Genomic DNA, 20,137 nt, shown 5'->3' on the forward strand with positions numbered 1-20,137 from the left:
ATGCTTTTCCAGCTTATCCATCATCTATTTTCTTGTCAGTAAGTAATTCAGCGCTTCATCAAATGTATGAACCGGTACGATTTTCATCTTTGTCCCAATATCCTTTGCTGTGCGGACTGCCTCTTCATAATTAGATACAATTCCCGGCACTTGTTTTTTTAACTCAGGGGAAATTTTATCGTCTGGCGCTAAAAAGATTTCAGCACCTGCTCTATCCGCCGCTACTACTTTTTGAGCAATTCCTCCGATTCTTCCTACCGTTCCATCGGGCGCAATCGTTCCAGTTCCGGCAATTTTACGCCCCTTTGCCACATCCTCTTTAACGAGCTGATTGTATATTTCCAAACTGAACATTAAGCCGGCGGAAGGTCCGCCAATATCCTCTGCTTTTAATGTTACTTTTGGTTTACTAATAAGTTTTTTCTGATCGGCTAGCCCAATGCCGATTCCCGTTTTCTCCTGGTTGCCTTTAAATTGTTTAAGTGCTATCCTCTTCTCCATTTTTTCTTGGTTTCTCATAAAGGTAATAGTCACTTTTTCACCAGGCTTTTTTGTCTGAATATAGTCAGTAAACATTTGAGAGGATTTGAATTCCTTGCCGTCTATAGCAACGATACGATCTCCGGCTTTTAAGACGCCTTCTGCCGGCATTCCTGGAAACACATTTAATACATACACTCCCTCATAACGAAAAGAATATGGCTTCTTCGCTGCATCAAATGCAACAATGATGGCATTTTGCTGCGAGTTTTGCATGAGGTATTGCTGTCGAATGTTATATTCCTCATTGTTTTCATGGGGACTGCGAACTTCTTCTATCGGTATAATTTCTTCATAATCACGTACTTTTGCAAGAGCATAAGAAAGGTAATTGGCTTCCCCCATTTTAATAGTGGTCAGCATCAATGTACCAGCATCTTTATCGCCCCCCGCCACCTCTACAATAGGTTTCAGCTCATGGGCGTCGCCCGGCTTCATCACATAATAGGGGAGATCAATAAAAGCGGCTCCAATTAATAGAATTGCAAAAATATAAATGAACGGCATCCATTTATTTCTCATGAGACTGCTCCTTCCAATGTTCCATCTCAGCTAGTATTTCCGGTATTCGCCGATGTGTTTCTTCTTCACCCGCAGTAATGATTTCGTCAATATGAGTAAAAGCTTTAGAATTATACATATCTACAGGCGGACGGATCATTACGTGGGAAGCAGTCTGGCGATTCGCGATAATTTCTAATTGCAAAATATCAATACTTTGCATAATAACGTCAAAAATCGTTTGGATTTCCGCACTTTTTTTAACGGATGATACGTCCACTCCAATAATAATATCTGCTCCCATCTCTTTTACAACCGATACAGGGACCCTGTCAATGACGCCCCCGTCTACAAGCAGACGGCCGTTCACTTTCTCTGGAACAAAAATACCGGGAATAGCAATACTCGCCCGGACAGCATCGGCAACCGGCCCTTTTTTAAACACCACTTTTTCAGCATTTTTAATATCTGTTGCCACGATAGCGATAGGGATTTTTAAATCTTCAATATTTTTACTATGAGTAAACAATCGAATAAAACTTTTGATCTTCTTGCCAGCAATGAACCCCATCTTAGGAATCGTAAAATCTAAAAAATATTTCCTATGAAATGCTGGTGAAAGCTTATGAATTTGCTCCATATCGTGCCCAGCCCCATACAAACTCGCAACAAAAGACCCCATGCTGCTGCCAGCGATCATATCAATCGGAATATCCGCTTTTTTCAATGCTTTTATGACCCCGATATGAGCAAATCCTCTCGCCCCTCCTGCTCCTAAAGCAACCCCTATTTTCGGACGAGTCAATGTGTTCCCCCCCGTATGCAGATTTCTCTTTTAAGCTATGGTCTATTTCCGATTTGTATGAGTATATTGATTAAAAACAGGACAAGTTTCTTGATCAGTTCCAGACTCGCCTTTATCTGTCTATTAATGCTATTTTACCTGAAATAAAAAATGAATCCTAGAACAGAGCCTGGCTTTTGAAGAACAGGAGGTATGAATAGTTGACTTCTACTCAGGTAAAAACCATCCTTTTAGCCATGGGTGTGACAGCTTTTGCTATTTCATTAATTATCTTTCCCGAGATTTCATTTGAAGCATCCATTCGGGGAGTAAATATGTGGTGGGAAATTGTCTTTCCTTCGTTACTTCCTTTTTTTATTGTTTCTGAAATTATGATTGGGCTTGGAGTCGTCAATTTCATCGGTGTCCTGCTCGAACCACTCATGCGTCCACTATTTCGAGTACCTGGAGCCGGCGGCTTCGTCTGGGCGATGGCCATGGCCTCTGGCTTTCCTTCCGGCGCCAAACTGGCCGCTCGGCTTCGTCAAAACGGGGAGTTGTCTCGGCTAGAAGCTGAACGTCTTATTTGCTTTACGAACTCATCTAATCCTCTCTTTATTTTTGGAGCCGTTTCAGTTGGATTTTTCTACAATTCCCATCTTGGTCTGCTGCTGGCGGCGGCCCACTATGGCGGGAATTTCTTTGTTGGTTTAACGATGAGATTTTATGGATTAAAAAACGAAAAGAAAACGGAATCCGCGGCCTCCTTTTCGCTTCGTTCAGCTTTTTCTGCTATGCACAAAGCACGCAGCCAAGATCTGCGGCCCATCGGCAAACTAATGGGCGATGCCGTTCTTTCTTCTATCCATACTTTGCTCATGATCGGCGGGTTCATTATACTTTTTTCCGTGCTTAATAAAATTCTCTTTCACCTGAATATCACCTCTCTGCTTGCAACTGGAGCAGCTAAAGTATTTTCACTGTTGCACTTGCCATCTGAACTTAGTATTCCATTTATTGCAGGCTTGTTTGAAATTACACTCGGCAGTCAAATGATCAGCCAGGTTCAGCCTTCCGACCTTATGGAGCAAGTGATTGTCGTGAGCTTTATTCTCGCATTTAGCGGTCTCAGCATACATGCGCAAGTAGCTAGTATTCTCGCTGATACAGATATTCGCTTTCGTCAATTTTTGTTCGCCCGCTTTCTACATGGCTTATATGCAGCTATTCTGGCGTTTCTATTATGGAAGCCAGTCTACGAACAATCCTTCATCCCTAGCAATGCCCAACCTGCTGTCCCAGTATTTCTTTACGAGAAAACGGTTTGGGAAAACTGGCTGTTTTATTTACAGCAAATTGGACCGATCTTCACCATTTCCATGTTAATCGCCTATCTATTCTTCTATGTAACTGCTAAAAAATAACCAAAAGGGAGTATCCTAAAAGCCGATTTCCTTGGCTTTTAGGATACTCCTATTTCTCTTTATTTTCGCCGTTCTATTTGATAATTGTATCACCCTTAGGAGAAAGCCACCTGTCACGATCTTTATCCTTTTTGCAAAACGAATACACTATTCATTAAAGAACTGGTTCACTCCATTTTTATCTTTCAGATGTGCTTGTATGAATGCACTTAACTCTTCCTCATTAATAAATTCTCTTACGTCTTTCCCATACCAGTTTTGCAATTCAGCTCTTGTTATTTTATATTCTTTTTCAATGAAATTAAATTTTACCCAATCTGCATTTTTTACTAACGCTAAGATAAATGTCGCATTATATAACGCAGTTTCTTTATAATTTTTTTCTATTTCCTCGGTTATTTCTTTATTTCGATAATTCACAATGATTCCGTAAGGCTCTTCTGTCGTTTTAAGCTCCAATCCGCTTATATGTTCGCCTTTCGGGCTTGGCAGCTGTCTAGTAATATGGCCAACTGCGCCGTTATCTCCTACGTAGGAGTTTTTGAATTGAAACATATCTTCTTTTTCGACACTTGAATGGCACCCATTTAAAAAAAGGAATATCGCAATCAAAAAGAAGATACCCTTTATCACTTTCCCCATTTTTATCTCCTTACATACAAGAATGCAGACAAACCCGATTGTGTCCCGTTTGTCTGCACTCTAAACTACTGTCTATATCTCTAGATAGCCAACCTATTATAAGATAAAATCTTTTCTTTATTTCATTCTTTTCTCTTTTAACGCTTTTTCAACAGCCGGCGGCACGAGATCGGAAATATCGGCGTTGTACTTTGCTACTTCCTTTACGATGCTGGAGCTAAGAAAGGAATACTGACTATTTGTCATCATGAAAAACGTTTCTAATTGATCATTCAGCACTCTGTTCATAGAAGTAATCTGCATCTCATATTCAAAGTCAGAAACAGCCCGCAAGCCCCGCAAAATCGCTTTCGCCTCTTTTTCTTTTGCATAATCCACAAGCAGTCCATGATAGCTGTCTACTTCGACATTTGGCAGATGTTTTGTTACTTCCCTAATTAGTTCTTTTCGTTCCTCAACCGAGAACAACGGCTTTTTAGATGAATTACTTAATACAACCACGTAGACTTTATCAAAAATTTTAGCGCCTCTTTGAATAATGTCTAAATGTCCATTTGTAATCGGATCAAAGCTCCCCGGACAAACGGCAATGCTTGCCATCGGTACTCCCCCTTTATTCTTTCCCCCATTTAAAAATTGACACGCGGATAATGCCGTATGTTTCCATCCTTACTTGCTGGAGTCCGTCTATCTCTTCCGATAGAGTATCAGTGGAGCCATGTTCACATACGATAAAGCCCCTTTGTGCAAGCAGCTTCTGTTCAACAATCCGCTTTAATAATCGTTCCAACTGCTGTTTTTTATACGGAGGATCCAAAAAGATGGCATCAAAAACAAGACCGCGCTTTGCAACTGCCTTTAACGCCCGCTCCGCATCATTCCTGTATACTTCACTTTGCTCTGAAAAACGGCAAGCCGCTAAATTAGCCTTTACCGTCTGAATCGCTTTCATATCTCTGTCCACGAAAATCATTTTTGAGAAGCCTCTGCTCAATGCTTCTATCCCAAGCCCACCGCTTCCGGCATAAAGATCAAGACCAAGTCCATCTGAAAAGTAAGGACCGATCATATTAAAGATTGCTTCTTTCACTTTATCAGTTGTAGGCCGGGTGCTGTTTCCTGGAACAGCCTTTAATGGAATGCCTTTTTGCGTTCCTGATATTACTCTCATGTATATTCACCATTTACTAAGATTTTCTTTCTCATGTTACCACAACTTATTAGAGGAATCCAACGGGTTTCTTTTATATTATGCTGGATAATTTCTTACTAAATAACGTTTAAAACTTCTTGAAATGGTTCATACTACTAATAACAACATCACTCGGGATGTTGTCGATCACGGAGAAGACTTATATTCCCCATGAGTTCTTTCTCCAGTTTCTCCTCTCCCTTTGCCTTCTGTCTGATATAGACATAGAAGGGCCCTGCTGGACTATTCAGCAGGGCATTTTTTATAGGTCAAGATCTAATACATTTATTGTCTTTTCACTTTGTACTGCTACTAAAAAGATCTTTTGCAGCCATTTTTGATTCATATAAAGTTGGCCGTTATAGTTTTGCAAAGCTTTTTCATATAGACCATATCTCTCGTCATTTAGAATAAAACGATTTTGCAAAGGGTAAAAGTAATACGTATTATATTCCCGGCGAACGAGCAATGAGTTTCCGTCTGTGACTTTTTTTATTTCGTAGCCAAGTGCCTGTAATGTCTCATTAAAAGGAAAGAACAATTGACCGTTTTGGCTAACCGGCCGTATCTCTGTTTTTTTTCCGTTTATTATGACTTGGCGCGATTCATAAAAAACCAATGGCTGAAATGGATCATTTTCGTTTTTATTGCTTACAAAAAAATTCGTATCCAGCCCCTTCACCGCAGAAAGCTTGCGGTCTAACTGTTCTGCTGTAATCGATTCTTTTATTAATCCCACAAGAAGCTGTTTCCATTCAGTTCTTTCTCTCACGTTCAATTGCTCATTTAACCGATTGTACATCGTCTTTATCTTTTCAGAACCCGTTGGACGTCCGAGCTTATAAGAAACAATTAGCTGCCCGAGCCACTCTTCTCCTTCTTGAAAGCGATAGCCATCTAGCACTACTTCTGTAACAAAACGTTCCGTCAACCGGGAAAGCTGTTCGTTGTTTTTTACTACCACCAACCGATCTGACACGAAAGCAGGATATTCGGCTGTAAAAATAATCGCAGTCCGATCAGTCAACGCTTCCCGAAGAAGCTCCAGCTGCTGATCGTTTATAACATTTTTCGATTCTCCGTACACATCCAGATATTCTTTTGATTCCAGCTGTGTTAAAGGTTTTAATTGCCAGTATAACGAACCCGGCTGCCCTTTTCCTTGAAATAGATAATAATCAATTAAATCTAATTTTTTTACCTTTGGCGGACCTAAACTTGAGAACCACATGCCTTTTCTAATTTTCTTCTCTGTAAAATGAATGATCGCATGTTCTACTGTTGCTTCTTTTATTTTAATCGACCAATCGGATAAAACGAAAGCTGTTTGAAAAGAAGGCATTTTTATGGAGTACATAATAGACATGGTTTCGCTCGATGGAACGATAGAAGCACTTTGCCCTCTAAAAGAACATGTACCTTCATTCTTGTGGCAGGACGCCTGTAAAGCTGCCGCTGGCATAATGACAGATAAAGGCTCTTCAGCTTCCAAGCCTGTAAAGGTATGCTTGACAAAAAGACCTGCTTCACTATGTTCTATATGAACTTCCTGGTCCACCTTTATCTCTCGAGAAGCTTTAGACGCTTTTTCATAACCTATCCATTGAATAAGCAATATAGCACCGCACACCACTATTAAAAAGAAAATAAAAAAAACTGATTTTTTAAGCATAGAATTCTCGCCTTCTCTAGTCAATTCAACCTAATTATAAGATAGAGCATTTGACCTGTAAACAGACGAAAATTTACACTTTTATGTATATTGCTCGTATAATCGTTCTTTGCTTGAGCTTCTTCCGCAGTAACGATACAATAAAAATGCTTTTATAAGACTCTTTTACAGAAAAGGAGGGTTTACTATGATTCAGCGGTTCATCGAACTTGGAGAGGGATACTCAGACATATACGAACTTCTGGAAATTGCCCGTAACAACCCGCATCGCCTTACTCACATGATTGCTTTTCACTCATCAGCAGGTGATCGCTCTATGACTTCTCTGGCGATTGTACTTTCACCCACAGACCCAGGAGAGTTTCAACCTATTTACATATGCCGTGAAGGAATTCCCTATCCTCACCGTACACCAAATAAGCGTTTTGACTTATTCAAAGAAACAGCTGAGGTTTTAAACCGTCCCATTATTGAAATGGACGTCAAGCCATCTTCTGCCTTTACAGAAACCGAGCTATATTTTCAATATTTAATCGGCATTCTCCGGCTCAATCACCTTCTAGCACCTTTAGGCAGGTAAAACAAAAGGCTGTTTTCGTAAACTTTGTGGCTCGTTAATCTAAAAAAGCATTGCTGTAACAGCTTGCCTTCTCAATAAGTGAAAGAACCAAACAAAAAAGCAGGAGGAATTCCCTGCTTTTTATACACCAATTTTATAATCGTATTCTTTCGCTTTATCAGGTTTAGAGTTTTCATACTCTGTTTTAAGAAACGGCTTAAAAGATGGCTCTACTTTCTTAACAAACGATAGTGACTGCAGTTTCCCCATGACTTCTTCAAGCTCATTCTGATTACAATACACAACCGCATATTTCATGCGTTTTGATACATAGTGAACATTCCCATATTTTCGCAACGATTTCGCTGGCTTTGTGTTATGGAGCCAGACAATAACAGCTTGTCGATCAATAAACATAATATCTCCCTCTGAATCAATGTTATAAAAGCGCAAAAAGGTTTGATCGGCATGATCTTAAATAGAAGGACGCCAGCTCTCGTTTTGAAAAAGCTCACGTCCCTTTATCAGTAGAGTCTTCAGCCACGCTGATGTTTTAAGCTGAGCAACCGCAGCTCGAACCCGATCCGCAGCCCCCACCACAGCTTGACCCCGTTGAAAAAAATGGATTGCCCGTTGGCACTTTAATTCCTTCTGAAACTGCCCGGCCAATAATAACGCTGATCTCATCAAGCAACATCTGCAGCTCGTTTTCAGCTACTCGAAAAGCGGCGACATTTTCATCTAAATCCATTTCCCTCTTCGCTTCCCTTACTTCCTTCATTACCCTGCTGTAGTCTGGATGATAACGTCCGAACCGCTGCACTTCTTCATATTGCTCCTTCAGTCGGCTAAAACGACGAATCTTTTCTTTCGTGACAGGGTTTGTATATAAAAGAAAGTAGCACGACTGATAGTTTTGGGCAACATCTGATTCGAGAATCTTCTGTGCAAGCCCTTCAGCCTGTTCTACTGTTTTAATTTTTTCAATTGTAGCTGTAAGCAAATAGCCCACCTCCATTCCCCTATTTTAACATATTATTTCACAAATAAAACTATTTACGGGATGGATACAAAAAACGTTTTTTCATATCCGAGCGAGCGGTTATGCCGATCGACTAATTTAATATCTATTTGATGACGTCCCGGATCCAGTCCTTTTACAATAAAAGCAGCTGTGTGGTAAGTGTTGTAATGCTTCCCATTCACATAAACAGCTACCTGGCCCTTTTTGTGAGAATTTGTCCCATTATTTGAAAAAGAAACACCTGGCACGATTAATTCTACAAATACATTTTCTCCCCTCAATAAATGCCTGACAGTCCAACCTTTTTCAGCCGCCTGCACCTCTGCTTCACTCGAGGAAGCAGAGGGTGAAAATGTCTCTGGCTCCGGGACATTCGTTCTACATCCTGCTACAGCGAATACTGCCAATATCGCAATTAACCACTTCATTGCCCACACTCCTTTTCGGATAGTGTGTGCAAAATCAAGATATTTTATTGCTCATTTTCAGTCGTTTCTCCTGTCTGTTCCTCTGTCTCAGATGCTGCTTCAGAAGATGCCTCTGTTGTTGATTCTGAAGCTGCCTCTGTTGTTGATTCAGATTGCTGTGCCGCTTCAGTTGCTGGTTGGGAAAATTGGGATTGCATCATATACATTAAGGCAGAGGCCATTTGCAAACTATCATTAAAGCGGCCCAAACGATCAGGAAAGGTCTTCTTATAAAACTGTAGACTAGCCTTTTGAAATGTTTCTATTTGATAAGGATCACGGCTTAATAAGCGATACCAGGATGGTTCTTTCCGCAAATAATTAAGCCATTCTTTATTATTCCTTATCATCTCCATGATTTCCTGTCTCATCATATCCCTCCACTTAAAAAGTAATTCCATTCTCTATGTGTTCTTTTTTTGATTTTGCTCCGCTAAATCGGCTAAATAAATTTGGGCCATTTCTAACATTCCTTGCACATCTGCTAAAATGCTATCCCATTTCATCCCTTCAAATAAAGACAAGACCTTTGTTAATTTCATTGACCAATCCTCTGTCTGAAAATCAGTCTTCCGCTCTTTGCTGCTCTCATTCTCTTTCGCTAGCTCTACATCCCCAGATTCATACCATTTTTCAAAAAGAGCCTGTAACGTCGTTCGCCGCTCTCGCACTGCCCGTTTCAAGTCTGGCCTTCCGTCCATAAATACTTTAAATTCTTTTACCTTTGGATGTAACAACTTATTTTCACCCCGTATCTCCGCCCAACTAATTGCTACTAATACATTATGGAACAACAGACGAAAAGTGAAAAAATGTTTCTGCTCTTAAAAAATGGTATGATAAGAAAAATGAAAACTACTTGTTCAGCATGAGGAAAAGTTTTTAAAGATTGGCCTGATCAGCTGGCCTTCATACCTGAACAAAAAAGCAAGACAACCTAGATGAAAGACTTAGCGAGGAGAGGAAGGGAAGGATCTTTACATGAAGGATAGAATCTATTCATTAATAGAAAAAAGTATTCAACAGGCAGATGAGACAGAACTAAAAGTGTTAGAGCAAATGTTAAAAGGCTATTTGGAGAAAGTCGAAGGAAAAGGAACTTACATTGGGCGGTTATTACAACTAAATAGAATTACTGGGGAAAACGAATGTGAAGTTCACATGCCTATTACCGATTTAACGAACAATTCTCTTCATATTGTACACGGAGGCGTAACAGCTACAGCACTAGACTCAGCCATGGGCTCAGCGGCATACACGGCTACCCCTGAAGGCTATGCAACCGTTACGTCCAACCTAAATATTCATTATATTGCACCTGGAAAAGGTGACCAGCTAACGGTAAAAGCCCGTGTAATACATAAAGGCTCAAAAACGATTGTCGTTGAAGGAGAAGCGTTAAGAGAGGATGGAAAGAAAGTAGCCCACGCTACCGGCACTTTTTTCCTCATAAAAAGAAAATAATTAAAAAGCAGCTGTTTGTCAGAACGGCTGCTTTTCAGTTTACTTGGCGATGAAATTTTGTGTGTAATATTTTTGATAAACGCCTACACCTAAGAAAGTGAACTTTTTTTCCAATAAGGCTTCACGGTGACTTTCAGAATTTAGCCACCCTTCGACAGCAGCCGGTCCATCTGTATAATTAGCGGCTATATTTTCCCCGGCAAGCTGATACGTAATCCCAGCCTTTGTCAGCCGGTCTCCCAAGTCGCCGGCGGAAGGGGATTCGTGAGCAAAATATTGCTTCTCATACATCTCTTTACTATGCTGCTTTGCTACTTGTGCCGTTTCTGAATCCCATGCCAGCGTTCCTACATTATGCTTTTCTCTTATGATGTTTGTCAGATCGACTATTTGCTTCTCGCTTCCCTCTTCAATTTGCTGCCATACAGAATCAGATAGCTCTGGATCAGCTGGCAGTTCACCGCGGTACACCATCTCATATGGCCGTTGTTTAATTAAATAGTCTTTCGTTAAATAGCGAACGCTGGACAATGCACCAGAGAATTTATCAATATATAATTGCGCATATACGTCTCCGACCCTAACAACCGGTCTCATATTAAAATCTTCTTCCGATAATTCAAACCGATACGTACCAGAGTCGTTCTTAACGAGTATATCCATGCCAAGATCATACGTTTGAAAAAGCTCTTTAGCTGGCTGTTCAATTTTAAATGGAGAAACGTCCGTTTCACCTGCTGCATACGCCGTGACGACTCGATTATTTTCCACGCCAAATTGGACATACTGCTGAGCATCTTTGTAAATCCACCACTCATATCCATAAGCAGATGGATCCTTTCGAATCGGCTCACCCATCGCTTTTCTAAGCACCCCTGCTTCCTTGCCAATATAAAACCCAGCACCGGATTTTGGCTTTTCGGCAGCCGGAACTGGTTTATTCATATCCTCTAGGTCTTTTTCTACATTCATATCATCTTTTGCAGGATTGGATGTAGCAGGATTGTGCAAAATATCATTTTCTTCTCTTGCCTGGTTGAAATAAATTCCCCCTATTAAAATGATGGACATAACCACCAGGATTCTGATAACTGATCGCAGAAAGCTCCCCCCCTTTACCCCCATATACAGACACTGTTGCCTTATATTAATCACATTATAACACTATGCCTGCCTCGTATCACATCACGTAAAAAGATTCTCTCATTTTTATAGTTATTCAAGAAGTTACTATAATGGAAAAGATTTGTTTGTTTCTCTTCAACTCATTGCAAGAAATGCTTTTTTCGACTATTATTATTATGGAGTGATAGACAAAAGGCGCGGAATGATATTAGAGTTACGCTAAGATATTCAGGAGGGATTTTTCATGAAATTTGAAAATACGGGTCTAGAAAATTTACGAATTGACTTTGGCCGTCTGAACTATATTTGTAAGTCTCACAAGTTGGTTCTTGCTGGACAATGGGATTATGAGCGGGTAACATTTGACCGCAAATTTGATCTAAAAGAAGGTACATACTATTTACGCGTTTTCGGATATGCTGTTGAAGGCGATGTAGGCTCTTCTGACGCTACTATCCAATTGATGACTCCTATATTAGGCAAATATTATTACCCACATGGCGTAGAATATGGAGAAGATGAGAACTTCCCATCCTCGTTAGTGGAGACATGCGAAAAGCTTTTAGCGGACCTTAAAAACGAAGTAGAACAATTTACATTTTAATTATTGAAAAAAGCGCATGAGCAGCTCATGCGCTTTTTCGTTCTTATCATTAAAAGCCAAGAATCGCTTTAATAACAGAAGTAGTTTCTCCGCCTTTATAAAATACGTAAAGAAGTAAATAAACAGCTACTCCGGTAATAGCGGTGAAGAACCAAATAATACTCGTAACTGGCCCTAATTTTCTATGTTTTTCTAAATTATTCTTTAGTCCTAAAATAATTGTCATAATGCCTAAAACTGCTCCAACTGTGGCTAGCGTAATATGAAAAATTAAGAAGATGGTATAATAAATTTTAATATCTTCTGGCCCGCCAAAGGCAGTATTGCCAATAAAGACCGTTCGGCTAGCATAAATAACAAAGAAAATAACAGCGAACACAGCGGCGAGGAGCATCGTTTTTTTGTGCTGCTCGATTTTTCTTTGTTTTATCTGCGCCCAACCAACCGCAACAGTGATGGCGCTTAATACAATAAATGTTGTACTAATTGTAGGTAAAATAGGTAGTGACATCTTTGTTCCTCTCTCCCATTTATAATCCGTCTAGATATTGTGCAGGAAAAGGAAATGAATAGACAAGTTGTTGACAAACGTTTTCATTCAACCTAATAGTGTACAAAGCAGACTTTGCCTACAAAAAGTAATGCGTTCATTTCCAGTTCCGTCTTACTTCGTATAATCTGCTTGTTGCTGCATCATGGCAGAGGCACTCATTTCCTCAGTCTCTTGTTGGTCTTTACGAACCCATTCAAAAAATACAAAAGCAAGCATACAACCGTAGACGATCTCTTGGATGATTTTCATGATGACCCCTCCAAGCTGCTGGTCTTCCATAACCGGCATACTTGAAAACAGCTCGGGACCGCTTAGATTTAACCCTTGTAACGTAGACGTTGGCACGCACAATTCCATGGCCTGGAGCCAAGCACTTGCATCGCTGAAAGTAGCATATACTGGTGTAGAAGCGAATATAATCAAACCGCAGGCAGGTGTTAATAAAACTCCATCGGCAAATATATATCCTACTTTTTTGAGTCCGCTCAGTTTTCTTCCTTCTGGCATATCGTTCACTAATGGCCACCACATAAAGAGGGCAAAAATGAACAATCCGATCGTATAAAGACTGTGAAGAAGCATACTCATTTTAATATAGTCAAAGACGATCGGCAAATGATAAATGGAAAACAGCCCATTGAACAAAATCAAAGCGATTAATGGTTTTGTAAAGAAATTAAACACAGGCTTAACGGTGCGATGATCAATGATTTTTTTCCATACCCACCAAGGAACCCCTCTTAAGAATAAAGGTGCTACAATTAAGTACAGAACAGCCATTTGAATCATGTGGTAGGTAAACATAATATGACCAAGCAAATCAATTGGCGAACCTTTCACTGCATATAAAACCACTATAGCTGTCACAAATAAAGCTGCCTGATGTTTTTTTAATGGTTCACTGCCTTCAAATTTACTTCTCCATTTTGTCGTTCCTAAAAAGTAAAAAACAGTCAATACTATTAACATAGACAGAAAATAAGGACTCCATAGTGCCTGAAATCCAAAAATGCTAATTGGCATTTTCTTTCACCTCGATATTAATTTCAATGCCCTGCCTTCATTATAACGTTCCCCTTTTCCTCTAGCAATGATATGAATTGACAAGTTCATGACAAGATACAATGTACCATTTTCTTTACACAAAAAAGCCGGTTCTTAGAAGAGAACCGGCTTTTTTGCGTAATGATAAAATGTGTACATTTAAAATGAACAGGCTATTACCACCAAATAATTGTCATGAAAGCTAATACAGTTACGAAAGCTACTGTAATCCCTGACCACATAAACAAGGAAGGAGCTTCATGACCCTTCTCACTCATATGCATGAAGTAATAAAGCTGGAATCCCACTTGTACTACTGCAAGTAATAAAATAAATGGTATAACAAACCACTTCGAGAAGTCTGCGGCTACCGCTACAAAAGAAACGACCGTAAAGAAGATCATTAAAGTAAATGTCGCTACTTGAATTCTCATGCCTTCTGCGTTTTTCTTGCGGCGGAAGTCATAATTAAGTCTTGGGTTGTTTGAATTCGATTGATTATTTACCATCAATTATCCCACCATTCCCATTAAGTATACTACCGTAAAGATAAATACCCATACAACGTCGATAAAGTGCCAGTAAAGGCTCGCCAAGTAAAACTTAGGCGCATTGTAAAGGCTTAATCCGCGGCCTGCGTTCCGAATCATTAACAACGTCATCCACACTAACCCAAAAACAACGTGAGCACCGTGAAAACCAGTTAATGTGTAAAAAGCGGAACCAAATGCACTGCTAGTAAACGTATGGTTGTATTCAGTATAGTAATGATGGAACTCGTAAAGCTCACAACCTAAAAAGCCAAGACCAAGAATAACTGTAATGAGCATCCAAAGCTGCATTTTCTTAAAGTTATAGTTTTTCATATGGTACATGGCGTATACGCTCGTTAACGAACTTGTTAACAAGAGCATTGTCATGACGAATACTAATGGCAGTTCAAACAAATCTTTTGCCAGCATATGATCTGGACTTGGTACTTTATCTTTTAATGCAATGTAAGTTGCGAAGAGAGAGGCAAACAATACCGTCTCTCCTCCAAGGAATAACCAGAAACCTAAAAACTTGTTTTTACCTTCAAGTGTTGCTTTTTCAGGTGATTCAGGCCATGTTTGGGGTGTGAATTTTTCTTCAGCGTGCATTATGCCTTAACCCCCTTATCTTCATTATCATCATCCATTAAATCTTCTTTATGAATATGGAATCCATGGTCATCTTTGATTGAACGATAGGCCATGGCGCCAAATGTGATAGCCAACCCGCCGATTAAGACCGGTATTGCCCACGCCTTATCATCTACATGGTACATTGCTCCGAAAGCTGCAATGAATAGACCAAGAGAAATAACGAATGGTGTGAATGAACCATTTGGCATATGAATATCACCGATTGGTTCAGCTGGCGTTAGCGTTGTTTTTCCTTCCATCTTCTCTAACCAGTAAGCGTCTAATCCACGTACAAGCGGCAATTGCTTAAAGTTATAGAATGGAGGCGGTGAAGGAATTGCCCACTCTAGCGTACGTCCGTCTTCCCATGGGTCATTGCCGACTCTTTCATTTTTAACAGATGTAATCACTACATTCAATAGCAGTAGGATAACTCCTATCGCCATGAAGGCTGCCCCAATGGAACTAATTAAGTTACCTGCATCAAGTCCTTGACCTGGAAGGAAGGTCCAAACACGGCGAGGCATCCCCATTAAACCAAGGAAATGCTGTATAAAGAATGTTAAATGGAAACCAATAAAGAAAAAGACGAAAGTAAATTTCCCAATTTTTTCACTTAACATTGTTCCAAACATTTTCGGCCAGTAGAAATGTACACCGGCTAACAAAGCAAATACTACCCCACCAACGATAACGTAGTGGAAATGGGCAACAATGAAATAAGTATCATGATATTGATAGTCTGCCGGCGCTACAGCCTGCATAATACCTGTTACCCCACCGGCTACGAAAGATGGAATAAAGGCAACCGCATAAAGCATTGGTACAGTAAATTTAATGCTTCCTCCCCAAATTGTAAGGAGCCAGTTAAAGATTTTAATTCCTGTAGGTACAGCAATTGCCATTGTAGCAACCGCGAAAATAGCATTCGCTACTGGGCCAAGTCCAACAGTAAACATATGGTGAGCCCAAACCATGAATCCAAGAAAACCAATTAATACTGTTGCAAATACCATAGATGAATATCCGAATAAACGTTTTCTCGAGAATGTTGAGAAGATTTCCGAGAAAATACCGAAAGCCGGTAAAATCAAAATATATACCTCTGGGTGTCCAAAGATCCAGAAGAAGTGCTCCCAGATAATTGTATTACCACCTGCTGCTACATTAAAGAAGTTAGCTCCGAACATACGGTCAAACGATAACATAAAGATTGAAGCAGTAAGTGGAGGGAATGCGAATAAAATTAATGCTGAAGCTACAAAAGTTGTCCATGTGAACAAAGGCATTCTCATATACGTCATACCAGGCGCACGCATGTTAATGATTGTAACGAGGAAGTTAATCCCTCCCATTAACGTACCAAAACCTGAAATCTGTAGACCTAAAGCATAAAAGTCAATTCCATGGCCTTCCGAAGCGAGCGATAACGAGGCATAAGAAGTCCATCCTGCATCAGGTGCACCACCTAGGAACCATGATAAGTTTAAAAATAATCCACCGAAGAAAAACAACCAAAAACCAAGTGCGTTAACAAATGGGAATGCTACGTCACGCGCTCCAATTTGCAACGGCATAACGGCATTCATAAAACCAAGCAGCAAGGGCATTGCTGCCAAGAAAATCATTGTTGTACCGTGCATAGTAAGCAATTCATTATATAAACCCGCGCTGACAAAGTCATTGTTTGGCACAGCCAGCTGAGCCCGGATCATCATTGCTTCTATACCGCCCATTAGGAAAAAGATTCCACCCGCGATTAAATAAAGAATCGCAATTTTCTTATGGTCGACTGTTGTTAAATAGTCCCAGATCGTACTTGCGAAACCTCGTTTTTGTGCAATGGTACTCAACGGTTTTACCTCCTTCTTTTTCTAATCCTTATTGTTCTTCTACTTTCAAGCTCATTAAGTATGCTGCTAATTGATCAAGTTCTTGTTCATTCAATTGCTTATAAGTACCTGACATCTTATTGCCTGGTTTATACTTTTCAGGATCACGAATCCAGTTTTTCAACTCTTCTTCGTTATGATCTAATATACCAGCAACGCGTGAACGCTCACCGAATGTTGCTAAGTTCGGAGCAAGTCTTGCTTGTTCTGGACGTGCATCATCAGGACTTACTGCATGACAGCTTAAGCAGTTTTGCTCAAAGAGCTTTTGCCCTTGTGCAGCAGCTGTATCGGTTGGAGAAGCTGCTTTAGCAGACTGCATAGCGCTTAACCACTTTTTAAAGTCATCTTGTGATTTTGTTTCTACTTTAAAGTCCATTAAAGCATGAGATGGTCCGCAAAGCTCAGCACATTTCCCGTAAAACAAATTGTTAGCTTCTTGTGCTTTGGCGCCATCAAATTCCAGCCAGAATTTGTTTACGTTATCTGTGTTCGTATCCATCTTCCCACCTGCAGCAGGAATCCAGAATGAATGCTTTACGTCAGATGAAATTAAATTAAAATATACCTTTTGATCTGTCGGAACGACTAATTCCTGAGACGTGATTACCTTATAGTCAGGATATTCAAACTCCCACCAGTACAGGTTGGCACGTACATTTACGACAAGTGCATCACGCACTCCATCCTTATTTGGTTTTTTATCCATTTCCTTTACATTAGCTTGTTCAAACGTAGCCGCAACAGTCGGCACAGCAAGGATCAGCAAAAGGATAATAGGAATAACTGTCCAAATAATTTCGAGCAAATGGCTTCCTTCCACTTGCTTAGGAATTTTGTTTTCCTCGCCTTTTTTACGACGGAAGCGAGTAATGGCAAGAACGAAAATAACAGTAACTACAGCAATAACTAATACCATGATGATTGTGCTTAGAATCATCAGATCATATTGCTGTTTAGCCACTGCGCCGGCAGGTTTGAGTGTGGAAAGGAATGGTTCACCACAGCCCGACAACACGAGTGCCAACACAGCAAAGACTGATAAAAGACGCCATTTAGTTAGCCTATCTTTCATAGCTTAATTAAACCCCTCTTTCTTGTGAATTTCTGCAGCGTTATGAGCTTATATATGGATTTCTTTAGCAAGAAAGAATTCCTGTGAATTAAATAACAGTAAAAATAACCATCGCTACGAACAGGACAGTTAAATACTGTAATGAATAAATAAACATTAGCTTTGCCCATTTAAGATCGTCTTTCAATTTATACCCAGATAATCCAAGAGCAAGCCAGCCTATATTTAAAACTGTCGCTAAAACGACAAAGGCAGTGCCCAGTGATGTCATAAAAAATGGCAGCGGCAAGAGAGCCAATACCCAAATAATCATATGACGCTTTGTAGAAGCAAACCCTTTCACAACCGGCAGCATTGGAATACCAGCCGTTCTATATTCTTCACAACGTCTCATAGCCAGCGCATAAAAATGCGGAGGCTGCCAAATAAACATAATTAAAAATAACATCCAAGCAACAATATCTAGACTAGGGTCGATAGCGGCCCAGCCGATTAATGGAGGCACAGCACCAGAAATACTTCCTACCACCGTATTGCTTACATGCCGGCGTTTAGACCACATGGAATAAACTACTACGTAGCTAAATACTCCAACTAAACCAATGACACCAGCTGTAAATGTTGTTAGAAACAAAAATGCTGTTCCAATCATGATGAAAGCGAGACCAATTGTCATTACTTTTGGATAGCTTATCTTCCCTGTGACTGTAGGACGCCCTTTCGTTCTCTCCATAAGCGGGTCAATATCCCGGTCAATAAAGTTATTTAAACTGGCAGATCCCGCAATAATTAGAGACGATCCAATCAGCGTGTAAAAGATGGTATCCAACTGAGTTAGAAAGTGCAAGCCGTTAAAAACGATCGCCAGCCATAATCCTGTGAAAATAGTAATCAAGTTGGAATTAACGATTCCAATTTTGATTAATGCCAGAAAATCCTTCATAGCTGTTGTTTCTGGAAGTTCAGTTTTCCCCATCGTTGTCGTGGCACGTGACACCTTTTTCCCCCCTCTCATAAAAACAAGCGGTCTGTCTTTTTGAATAAATAGTGGAGCTCTATTCTCCTTTACCAAGCCGTACTCATGCTCAAAAACCACTGTTCATCCATATTAAATCATATCGGCTTGTTTTTTTGTGAATACATAATGAACTAATTATGTCGAATTTGTGTCCACTGAACAAGCGCTATTCCTATAAATTTAGTTTTATAGGATAATGAAAACATGAGAACCTTAAAAGCTTGTTCAGACAGGCTTTAGAAGAAATCAACTTAACAATATCTTCTATGTATAAGCATAACATTTCCAAATAATTTTACAAGTTGTCTTTTTTTCTCATTTTCTGTATTATCGAGAAGATAAACTCTTTCTGTAATCCCCTTTTGCATTATAAATAAGTAGGTGAAAAACATGCAACGCTCTTTAAAATGGCTAGCGGTTTTGACAACGTTCGTCATGCTTCTTGTCTTGCTAGGCGGTGCTTTAGTGACAAAAACCGACTCCGGACTTGGATGCGGAAATGAATGGCCGCTATGCCACGGGCAGTTAATTCCTGATGATATTACAATAGAAACGATTATCGAATTATCACATCGGGTTGTCTCCGGCGTTGCCGGCTTGCTTGTAGCTGCCTTATCTATTCTATCCTGGCGGCTGATCGGGCATAAGCGGGAAACGAAATTCTTAGCTGTCATGTCTCTATTTTTTTTAATAGCACAGGCTTTGATTGGAGCAGCTGCCGTTAAATGGGGACAAAGTGACTTTGTTCTCGCTCTTCATTTTGGCATTTCGCTCATCTCGTTTGCGGCAGTATTGCTTTTGACTCTTTTGATCTTCGAAGTTGATCAAAAGTTCGATGCCTCCTCGTTAATTATTGACAAGCGAATGAAATGGCATACTATCGGTATAACACTTTACAGCTATTTAGTCGTCTATACAGGGGCTCTTGTACGGCATACGAATGCCAGTTTAACTTGTGTGGATTGGCCCTTTTGCTCGAACAGCAATCCATTCCTTCCATTGAACCCTTATCAGTGGATTCAAATGGGCCATCGTCTCGCCGCGGGTCTTATCTTCTTGTGGATTTTATATACTACTATCCTTGCGGTCAAACATTATAAACAGCAGCGAGTCATTTATTGGGGATGGATTTTAGCTTGTTCGCTTGTTTCTTTACAAGTTATATCAGGCGCTACGATTATTTTTACTAAACTTAATCTTTACATAGCGTTAGCCCACGCTCTATTTATTTCTTGTCTTTTCGGCTTACTGTGTTATTTTATTCTTCTTATTTCTAGAAGCAAAACAAATGCTAACTCTATCTCAAAAGTCTCATAAAAAAGAAGCAGGCAAAAGCCTGCTTCTTTTTTATCTTTCCAACTCAACAAGCAGATCTCCTGTCGAGATGGCTT

At 40.0% G+C, this 20,137-nt stretch carries 24 protein-coding genes; 5 read left to right on the forward strand and 19 right to left on the reverse strand.

Annotation, left to right across the window (positions count from 1 at the left end; translation table 11 throughout):
• Nucleotides 1-24: 24 nt before the first annotated feature.
• Together A8F95_RS16785 and A8F95_RS16790 are read right to left on the reverse strand one after the other, a co-directional pair.
• A complete protein-coding gene (locus tag A8F95_RS16785; RefSeq protein WP_065411555.1) occupies nucleotides 25-1,062 on the reverse strand; it encodes a SepM family pheromone-processing serine protease in 1,038 nt (345 codons plus the stop codon).
• A complete protein-coding gene (locus A8F95_RS16790) occupies nucleotides 1,052-1,846 on the reverse strand; it encodes a patatin-like phospholipase family protein (protein WP_065411556.1) in 795 nt (264 codons plus the stop codon). The genes A8F95_RS16785 and A8F95_RS16790 overlap by 11 nt, the downstream gene beginning before the upstream one ends.
• Before the next feature lie 200 nt (nucleotides 1,847-2,046).
• Here A8F95_RS16790 and ylbJ point away from each other — a divergent pair, with 200 nt between their 5' ends.
• A complete protein-coding gene (gene ylbJ / locus A8F95_RS16795) occupies nucleotides 2,047-3,249 on the forward strand; it encodes a sporulation integral membrane protein YlbJ (protein ID WP_095407483.1) in 1,203 nt (400 codons plus the stop codon).
• A 147-nt stretch (nucleotides 3,250-3,396) separates the two neighbouring features.
• On the opposite strand, the gene A8F95_RS16800 is transcribed toward ylbJ, so the two are convergent.
• The 4 genes from A8F95_RS16800 to A8F95_RS16815 all read right to left on the reverse strand — a co-directional run bounded on the left by A8F95_RS16800 (nucleotide 3,397) and on the right by A8F95_RS16815 (nucleotide 6,755).
• Nucleotides 3,397-3,891 carry a DUF4825 domain-containing protein gene (locus A8F95_RS16800; RefSeq protein WP_065411557.1) on the reverse strand — a complete coding sequence of 165 codons (495 nt, stop codon included), beginning with the start codon at nucleotides 3,889-3,891 and terminating at the stop codon, nucleotides 3,397-3,399.
• 117 nt (nucleotides 3,892-4,008) lie between these two features.
• The gene (gene coaD, locus A8F95_RS16805; protein ID WP_049661353.1) at nucleotides 4,009-4,491 is read right to left on the reverse strand and encodes a pantetheine-phosphate adenylyltransferase; all 483 of its coding nucleotides are present in this window, start codon (nucleotides 4,489-4,491) and stop codon (nucleotides 4,009-4,011) included.
• A 13-nt stretch (nucleotides 4,492-4,504) separates the two neighbouring features.
• Nucleotides 4,505-5,062, reverse strand: coding sequence for a 16S rRNA (guanine(966)-N(2))-methyltransferase RsmD (rsmD, locus tag A8F95_RS16810; RefSeq protein WP_065411558.1), 558 nt, complete (start codon nucleotides 5,060-5,062; stop codon nucleotides 4,505-4,507).
• A gap of 283 nt (nucleotides 5,063-5,345) precedes the next feature.
• On the reverse strand, nucleotides 5,346-6,755 hold the full coding sequence (locus A8F95_RS16815) for a stalk domain-containing protein (RefSeq protein WP_065411559.1): 1,410 nt from the start codon (nucleotides 6,753-6,755) through the stop codon (nucleotides 5,346-5,348).
• Nucleotides 6,756-6,942: 187 nt separating this feature from the next.
• On the opposite strand from A8F95_RS16815, the gene A8F95_RS16820 reads away from it, so the two are divergent.
• The gene (locus tag A8F95_RS16820) at nucleotides 6,943-7,335 is read left to right on the forward strand and encodes a DUF7147 family protein (protein WP_065411560.1); all 393 of its coding nucleotides are present in this window, start codon (nucleotides 6,943-6,945) and stop codon (nucleotides 7,333-7,335) included.
• Between the two features lie 120 nt (nucleotides 7,336-7,455).
• On the opposite strand, the gene A8F95_RS16825 is transcribed toward A8F95_RS16820, so the two are convergent.
• From A8F95_RS16825 to ylbD, 5 genes are all read right to left on the reverse strand, one after another.
• Nucleotides 7,456-7,731: a YlbG family protein gene (locus A8F95_RS16825; RefSeq protein ID WP_049661345.1), complete on the reverse strand. Its 276-nt coding sequence runs from the start codon at nucleotides 7,729-7,731 to the stop codon at nucleotides 7,456-7,458.
• 136 nt (nucleotides 7,732-7,867) lie between these two features.
• Nucleotides 7,868-8,332, reverse strand: a complete 465-nt coding sequence (locus tag A8F95_RS16830) for a YlbF/YmcA family competence regulator (protein ID WP_065411561.1) — start codon at nucleotides 8,330-8,332, stop codon at nucleotides 7,868-7,870.
• Nucleotides 8,333-8,370: 38 nt separating this feature from the next.
• Nucleotides 8,371-8,766, reverse strand: a complete 396-nt coding sequence (locus A8F95_RS16835) for a hypothetical protein (RefSeq protein ID WP_065411562.1) — start codon at nucleotides 8,764-8,766, stop codon at nucleotides 8,371-8,373.
• A 44-nt stretch (nucleotides 8,767-8,810) separates the two neighbouring features.
• Nucleotides 8,811-9,206 (reverse strand): YlbE-like family protein, encoded by a 396-nt coding sequence (locus tag A8F95_RS16840; protein WP_245671399.1) that lies wholly within the window; start codon nucleotides 9,204-9,206, stop codon nucleotides 8,811-8,813.
• 3 nt (nucleotides 9,207-9,209) lie between these two features.
• On the reverse strand, nucleotides 9,210-9,542 hold the full coding sequence (gene ylbD, locus A8F95_RS16845) for a spore coat protein YlbD (RefSeq protein ID WP_065411564.1): 333 nt from the start codon (nucleotides 9,540-9,542) through the stop codon (nucleotides 9,210-9,212).
• Nucleotides 9,543-9,786: 244 nt separating this feature from the next.
• On the opposite strand from ylbD, the gene A8F95_RS16850 reads away from it, so the two are divergent.
• Nucleotides 9,787-10,269, forward strand: coding sequence for a PaaI family thioesterase (locus A8F95_RS16850; RefSeq protein WP_065411565.1), 483 nt, complete (start codon nucleotides 9,787-9,789; stop codon nucleotides 10,267-10,269).
• A gap of 39 nt (nucleotides 10,270-10,308) precedes the next feature.
• Here A8F95_RS16850 and A8F95_RS16855 read toward each other — a convergent pair whose 3' ends face one another.
• Complete coding sequence (locus A8F95_RS16855; RefSeq protein WP_065411604.1) at nucleotides 10,309-11,340, reverse strand: CAP domain-containing protein; 1,032 nt, start codon at nucleotides 11,338-11,340, stop codon at nucleotides 10,309-10,311.
• Nucleotides 11,341-11,638: 298 nt separating this feature from the next.
• Here A8F95_RS16855 and A8F95_RS16860 point away from each other — a divergent pair, with 298 nt between their 5' ends.
• Nucleotides 11,639-11,998 carry a YugN family protein gene (locus A8F95_RS16860; protein WP_065411566.1) on the forward strand — a complete coding sequence of 120 codons (360 nt, stop codon included), beginning with the start codon at nucleotides 11,639-11,641 and terminating at the stop codon, nucleotides 11,996-11,998.
• A gap of 49 nt (nucleotides 11,999-12,047) precedes the next feature.
• On the opposite strand, the gene A8F95_RS16865 is transcribed toward A8F95_RS16860, so the two are convergent.
• From A8F95_RS16865 to cyoE, 7 genes are all read right to left on the reverse strand, one after another.
• Complete coding sequence (locus A8F95_RS16865; protein ID WP_065411567.1) at nucleotides 12,048-12,509, reverse strand: DUF420 domain-containing protein; 462 nt, start codon at nucleotides 12,507-12,509, stop codon at nucleotides 12,048-12,050.
• Between the two features lie 153 nt (nucleotides 12,510-12,662).
• Entirely contained in the window at nucleotides 12,663-13,574 is a 912-nt protein-coding gene (ctaG, locus tag A8F95_RS16870; RefSeq protein WP_065411568.1) for a cytochrome c oxidase assembly factor CtaG, read from the reverse strand.
• Between the two features lie 197 nt (nucleotides 13,575-13,771).
• Complete coding sequence (ctaF, locus tag A8F95_RS16875) at nucleotides 13,772-14,104, reverse strand: cytochrome c oxidase subunit IVB (RefSeq protein ID WP_065411569.1); 333 nt, start codon at nucleotides 14,102-14,104, stop codon at nucleotides 13,772-13,774.
• 3 nt (nucleotides 14,105-14,107) lie between these two features.
• Entirely contained in the window at nucleotides 14,108-14,737 is a 630-nt protein-coding gene (locus tag A8F95_RS16880) for a cytochrome (ubi)quinol oxidase subunit III (RefSeq protein WP_065411570.1), read from the reverse strand.
• Nucleotides 14,737-16,614 carry a cytochrome c oxidase subunit I gene (gene ctaD, locus A8F95_RS16885; RefSeq protein WP_065411571.1) on the reverse strand — a complete coding sequence of 626 codons (1,878 nt, stop codon included), beginning with the start codon at nucleotides 16,612-16,614 and terminating at the stop codon, nucleotides 14,737-14,739. The genes A8F95_RS16880 and ctaD overlap by 1 nt, the downstream gene beginning before the upstream one ends.
• Nucleotides 16,615-16,642: 28 nt before the next feature.
• Nucleotides 16,643-17,728 carry a cytochrome c oxidase subunit II gene (gene coxB, locus A8F95_RS16890; RefSeq protein WP_065411572.1) on the reverse strand — a complete coding sequence of 362 codons (1,086 nt, stop codon included), beginning with the start codon at nucleotides 17,726-17,728 and terminating at the stop codon, nucleotides 16,643-16,645.
• A gap of 88 nt (nucleotides 17,729-17,816) precedes the next feature.
• Entirely contained in the window at nucleotides 17,817-18,704 is an 888-nt protein-coding gene (gene cyoE, locus A8F95_RS16895; protein WP_176713736.1) for a heme o synthase, read from the reverse strand.
• Nucleotides 18,705-19,136: 432 nt separating this feature from the next.
• Between cyoE and A8F95_RS16900 the strand changes: the two genes are divergently transcribed.
• On the forward strand, nucleotides 19,137-20,063 hold the full coding sequence (locus A8F95_RS16900) for a COX15/CtaA family protein (RefSeq protein ID WP_065411573.1): 927 nt from the start codon (nucleotides 19,137-19,139) through the stop codon (nucleotides 20,061-20,063).
• The last annotated feature ends 74 nt before the right edge of the window (nucleotides 20,064-20,137 follow it).

It is taken from the genome of Pseudobacillus wudalianchiensis (assembly GCF_001685015.1).
Classification (GTDB): Bacteria; Bacillota; Bacilli; order Bacillales; family Domibacillaceae; genus Pseudobacillus; species Pseudobacillus wudalianchiensis.

Excerpts from the sequence above, each read along its gene's own strand:
- A8F95_RS16785 (WP_065411555.1), bottom strand. The coding sequence starts at position 1,062 with ATGAGAAATAAATGGATGCCGTTCATTTATATTTTTGCAATTCTATTA.
- A8F95_RS16800 (WP_065411557.1), bottom strand. The coding sequence starts at position 3,891 with ATGGGGAAAGTGATAAAGGGTATCTTCTTTTTGATTGCGATATTCCTT.
- coaD (WP_049661353.1), bottom strand. The coding sequence starts at position 4,491 with ATGGCAAGCATTGCCGTTTGTCCGGGGAGCTTTGATCCGATTACAAAT.
- rsmD (WP_065411558.1), bottom strand. The coding sequence starts at position 5,062 with ATGAGAGTAATATCAGGAACGCAAAAAGGCATTCCATTAAAGGCTGTT.
- A8F95_RS16815 (WP_065411559.1), bottom strand. The coding sequence starts at position 6,755 with ATGCTTAAAAAATCAGTTTTTTTTATTTTCTTTTTAATAGTGGTGTGC.
- A8F95_RS16820 (WP_065411560.1), top strand. The coding sequence starts at position 6,943 with ATGATTCAGCGGTTCATCGAACTTGGAGAGGGATACTCAGACATATAC.
- A8F95_RS16825 (WP_049661345.1), bottom strand. The coding sequence starts at position 7,731 with ATGTTTATTGATCGACAAGCTGTTATTGTCTGGCTCCATAACACAAAG.
- A8F95_RS16830 (WP_065411561.1), bottom strand. The coding sequence starts at position 8,332 with ATGGAGGTGGGCTATTTGCTTACAGCTACAATTGAAAAAATTAAAACA.
- A8F95_RS16835 (WP_065411562.1), bottom strand. The coding sequence starts at position 8,766 with ATGAAGTGGTTAATTGCGATATTGGCAGTATTCGCTGTAGCAGGATGT.
- A8F95_RS16840 (WP_245671399.1), bottom strand. The coding sequence starts at position 9,206 with ATGGAATTACTTTTTAAGTGGAGGGATATGATGAGACAGGAAATCATG.
- A8F95_RS16850 (WP_065411565.1), top strand. The coding sequence starts at position 9,787 with ATGAAGGATAGAATCTATTCATTAATAGAAAAAAGTATTCAACAGGCA.
- A8F95_RS16855 (WP_065411604.1), bottom strand. The coding sequence starts at position 11,340 with ATGTCCATCATTTTAATAGGGGGAATTTATTTCAACCAGGCAAGAGAA.
- A8F95_RS16860 (WP_065411566.1), top strand. The coding sequence starts at position 11,639 with ATGAAATTTGAAAATACGGGTCTAGAAAATTTACGAATTGACTTTGGC.
- A8F95_RS16865 (WP_065411567.1), bottom strand. The coding sequence starts at position 12,509 with ATGTCACTACCTATTTTACCTACAATTAGTACAACATTTATTGTATTA.
- ctaG (WP_065411568.1), bottom strand. The coding sequence starts at position 13,574 with ATGCCAATTAGCATTTTTGGATTTCAGGCACTATGGAGTCCTTATTTT.
- ctaF (WP_065411569.1), bottom strand. The coding sequence starts at position 14,104 with ATGGTAAATAATCAATCGAATTCAAACAACCCAAGACTTAATTATGAC.
- A8F95_RS16880 (WP_065411570.1), bottom strand. The coding sequence starts at position 14,737 with ATGCACGCTGAAGAAAAATTCACACCCCAAACATGGCCTGAATCACCT.
- coxB (WP_065411572.1), bottom strand. The coding sequence starts at position 17,728 with ATGAAAGATAGGCTAACTAAATGGCGTCTTTTATCAGTCTTTGCTGTG.
- cyoE (WP_176713736.1), bottom strand. The coding sequence starts at position 18,704 with ATGGGGAAAACTGAACTTCCAGAAACAACAGCTATGAAGGATTTTCTG.
- A8F95_RS16900 (WP_065411573.1), top strand. The coding sequence starts at position 19,137 with ATGCAACGCTCTTTAAAATGGCTAGCGGTTTTGACAACGTTCGTCATG.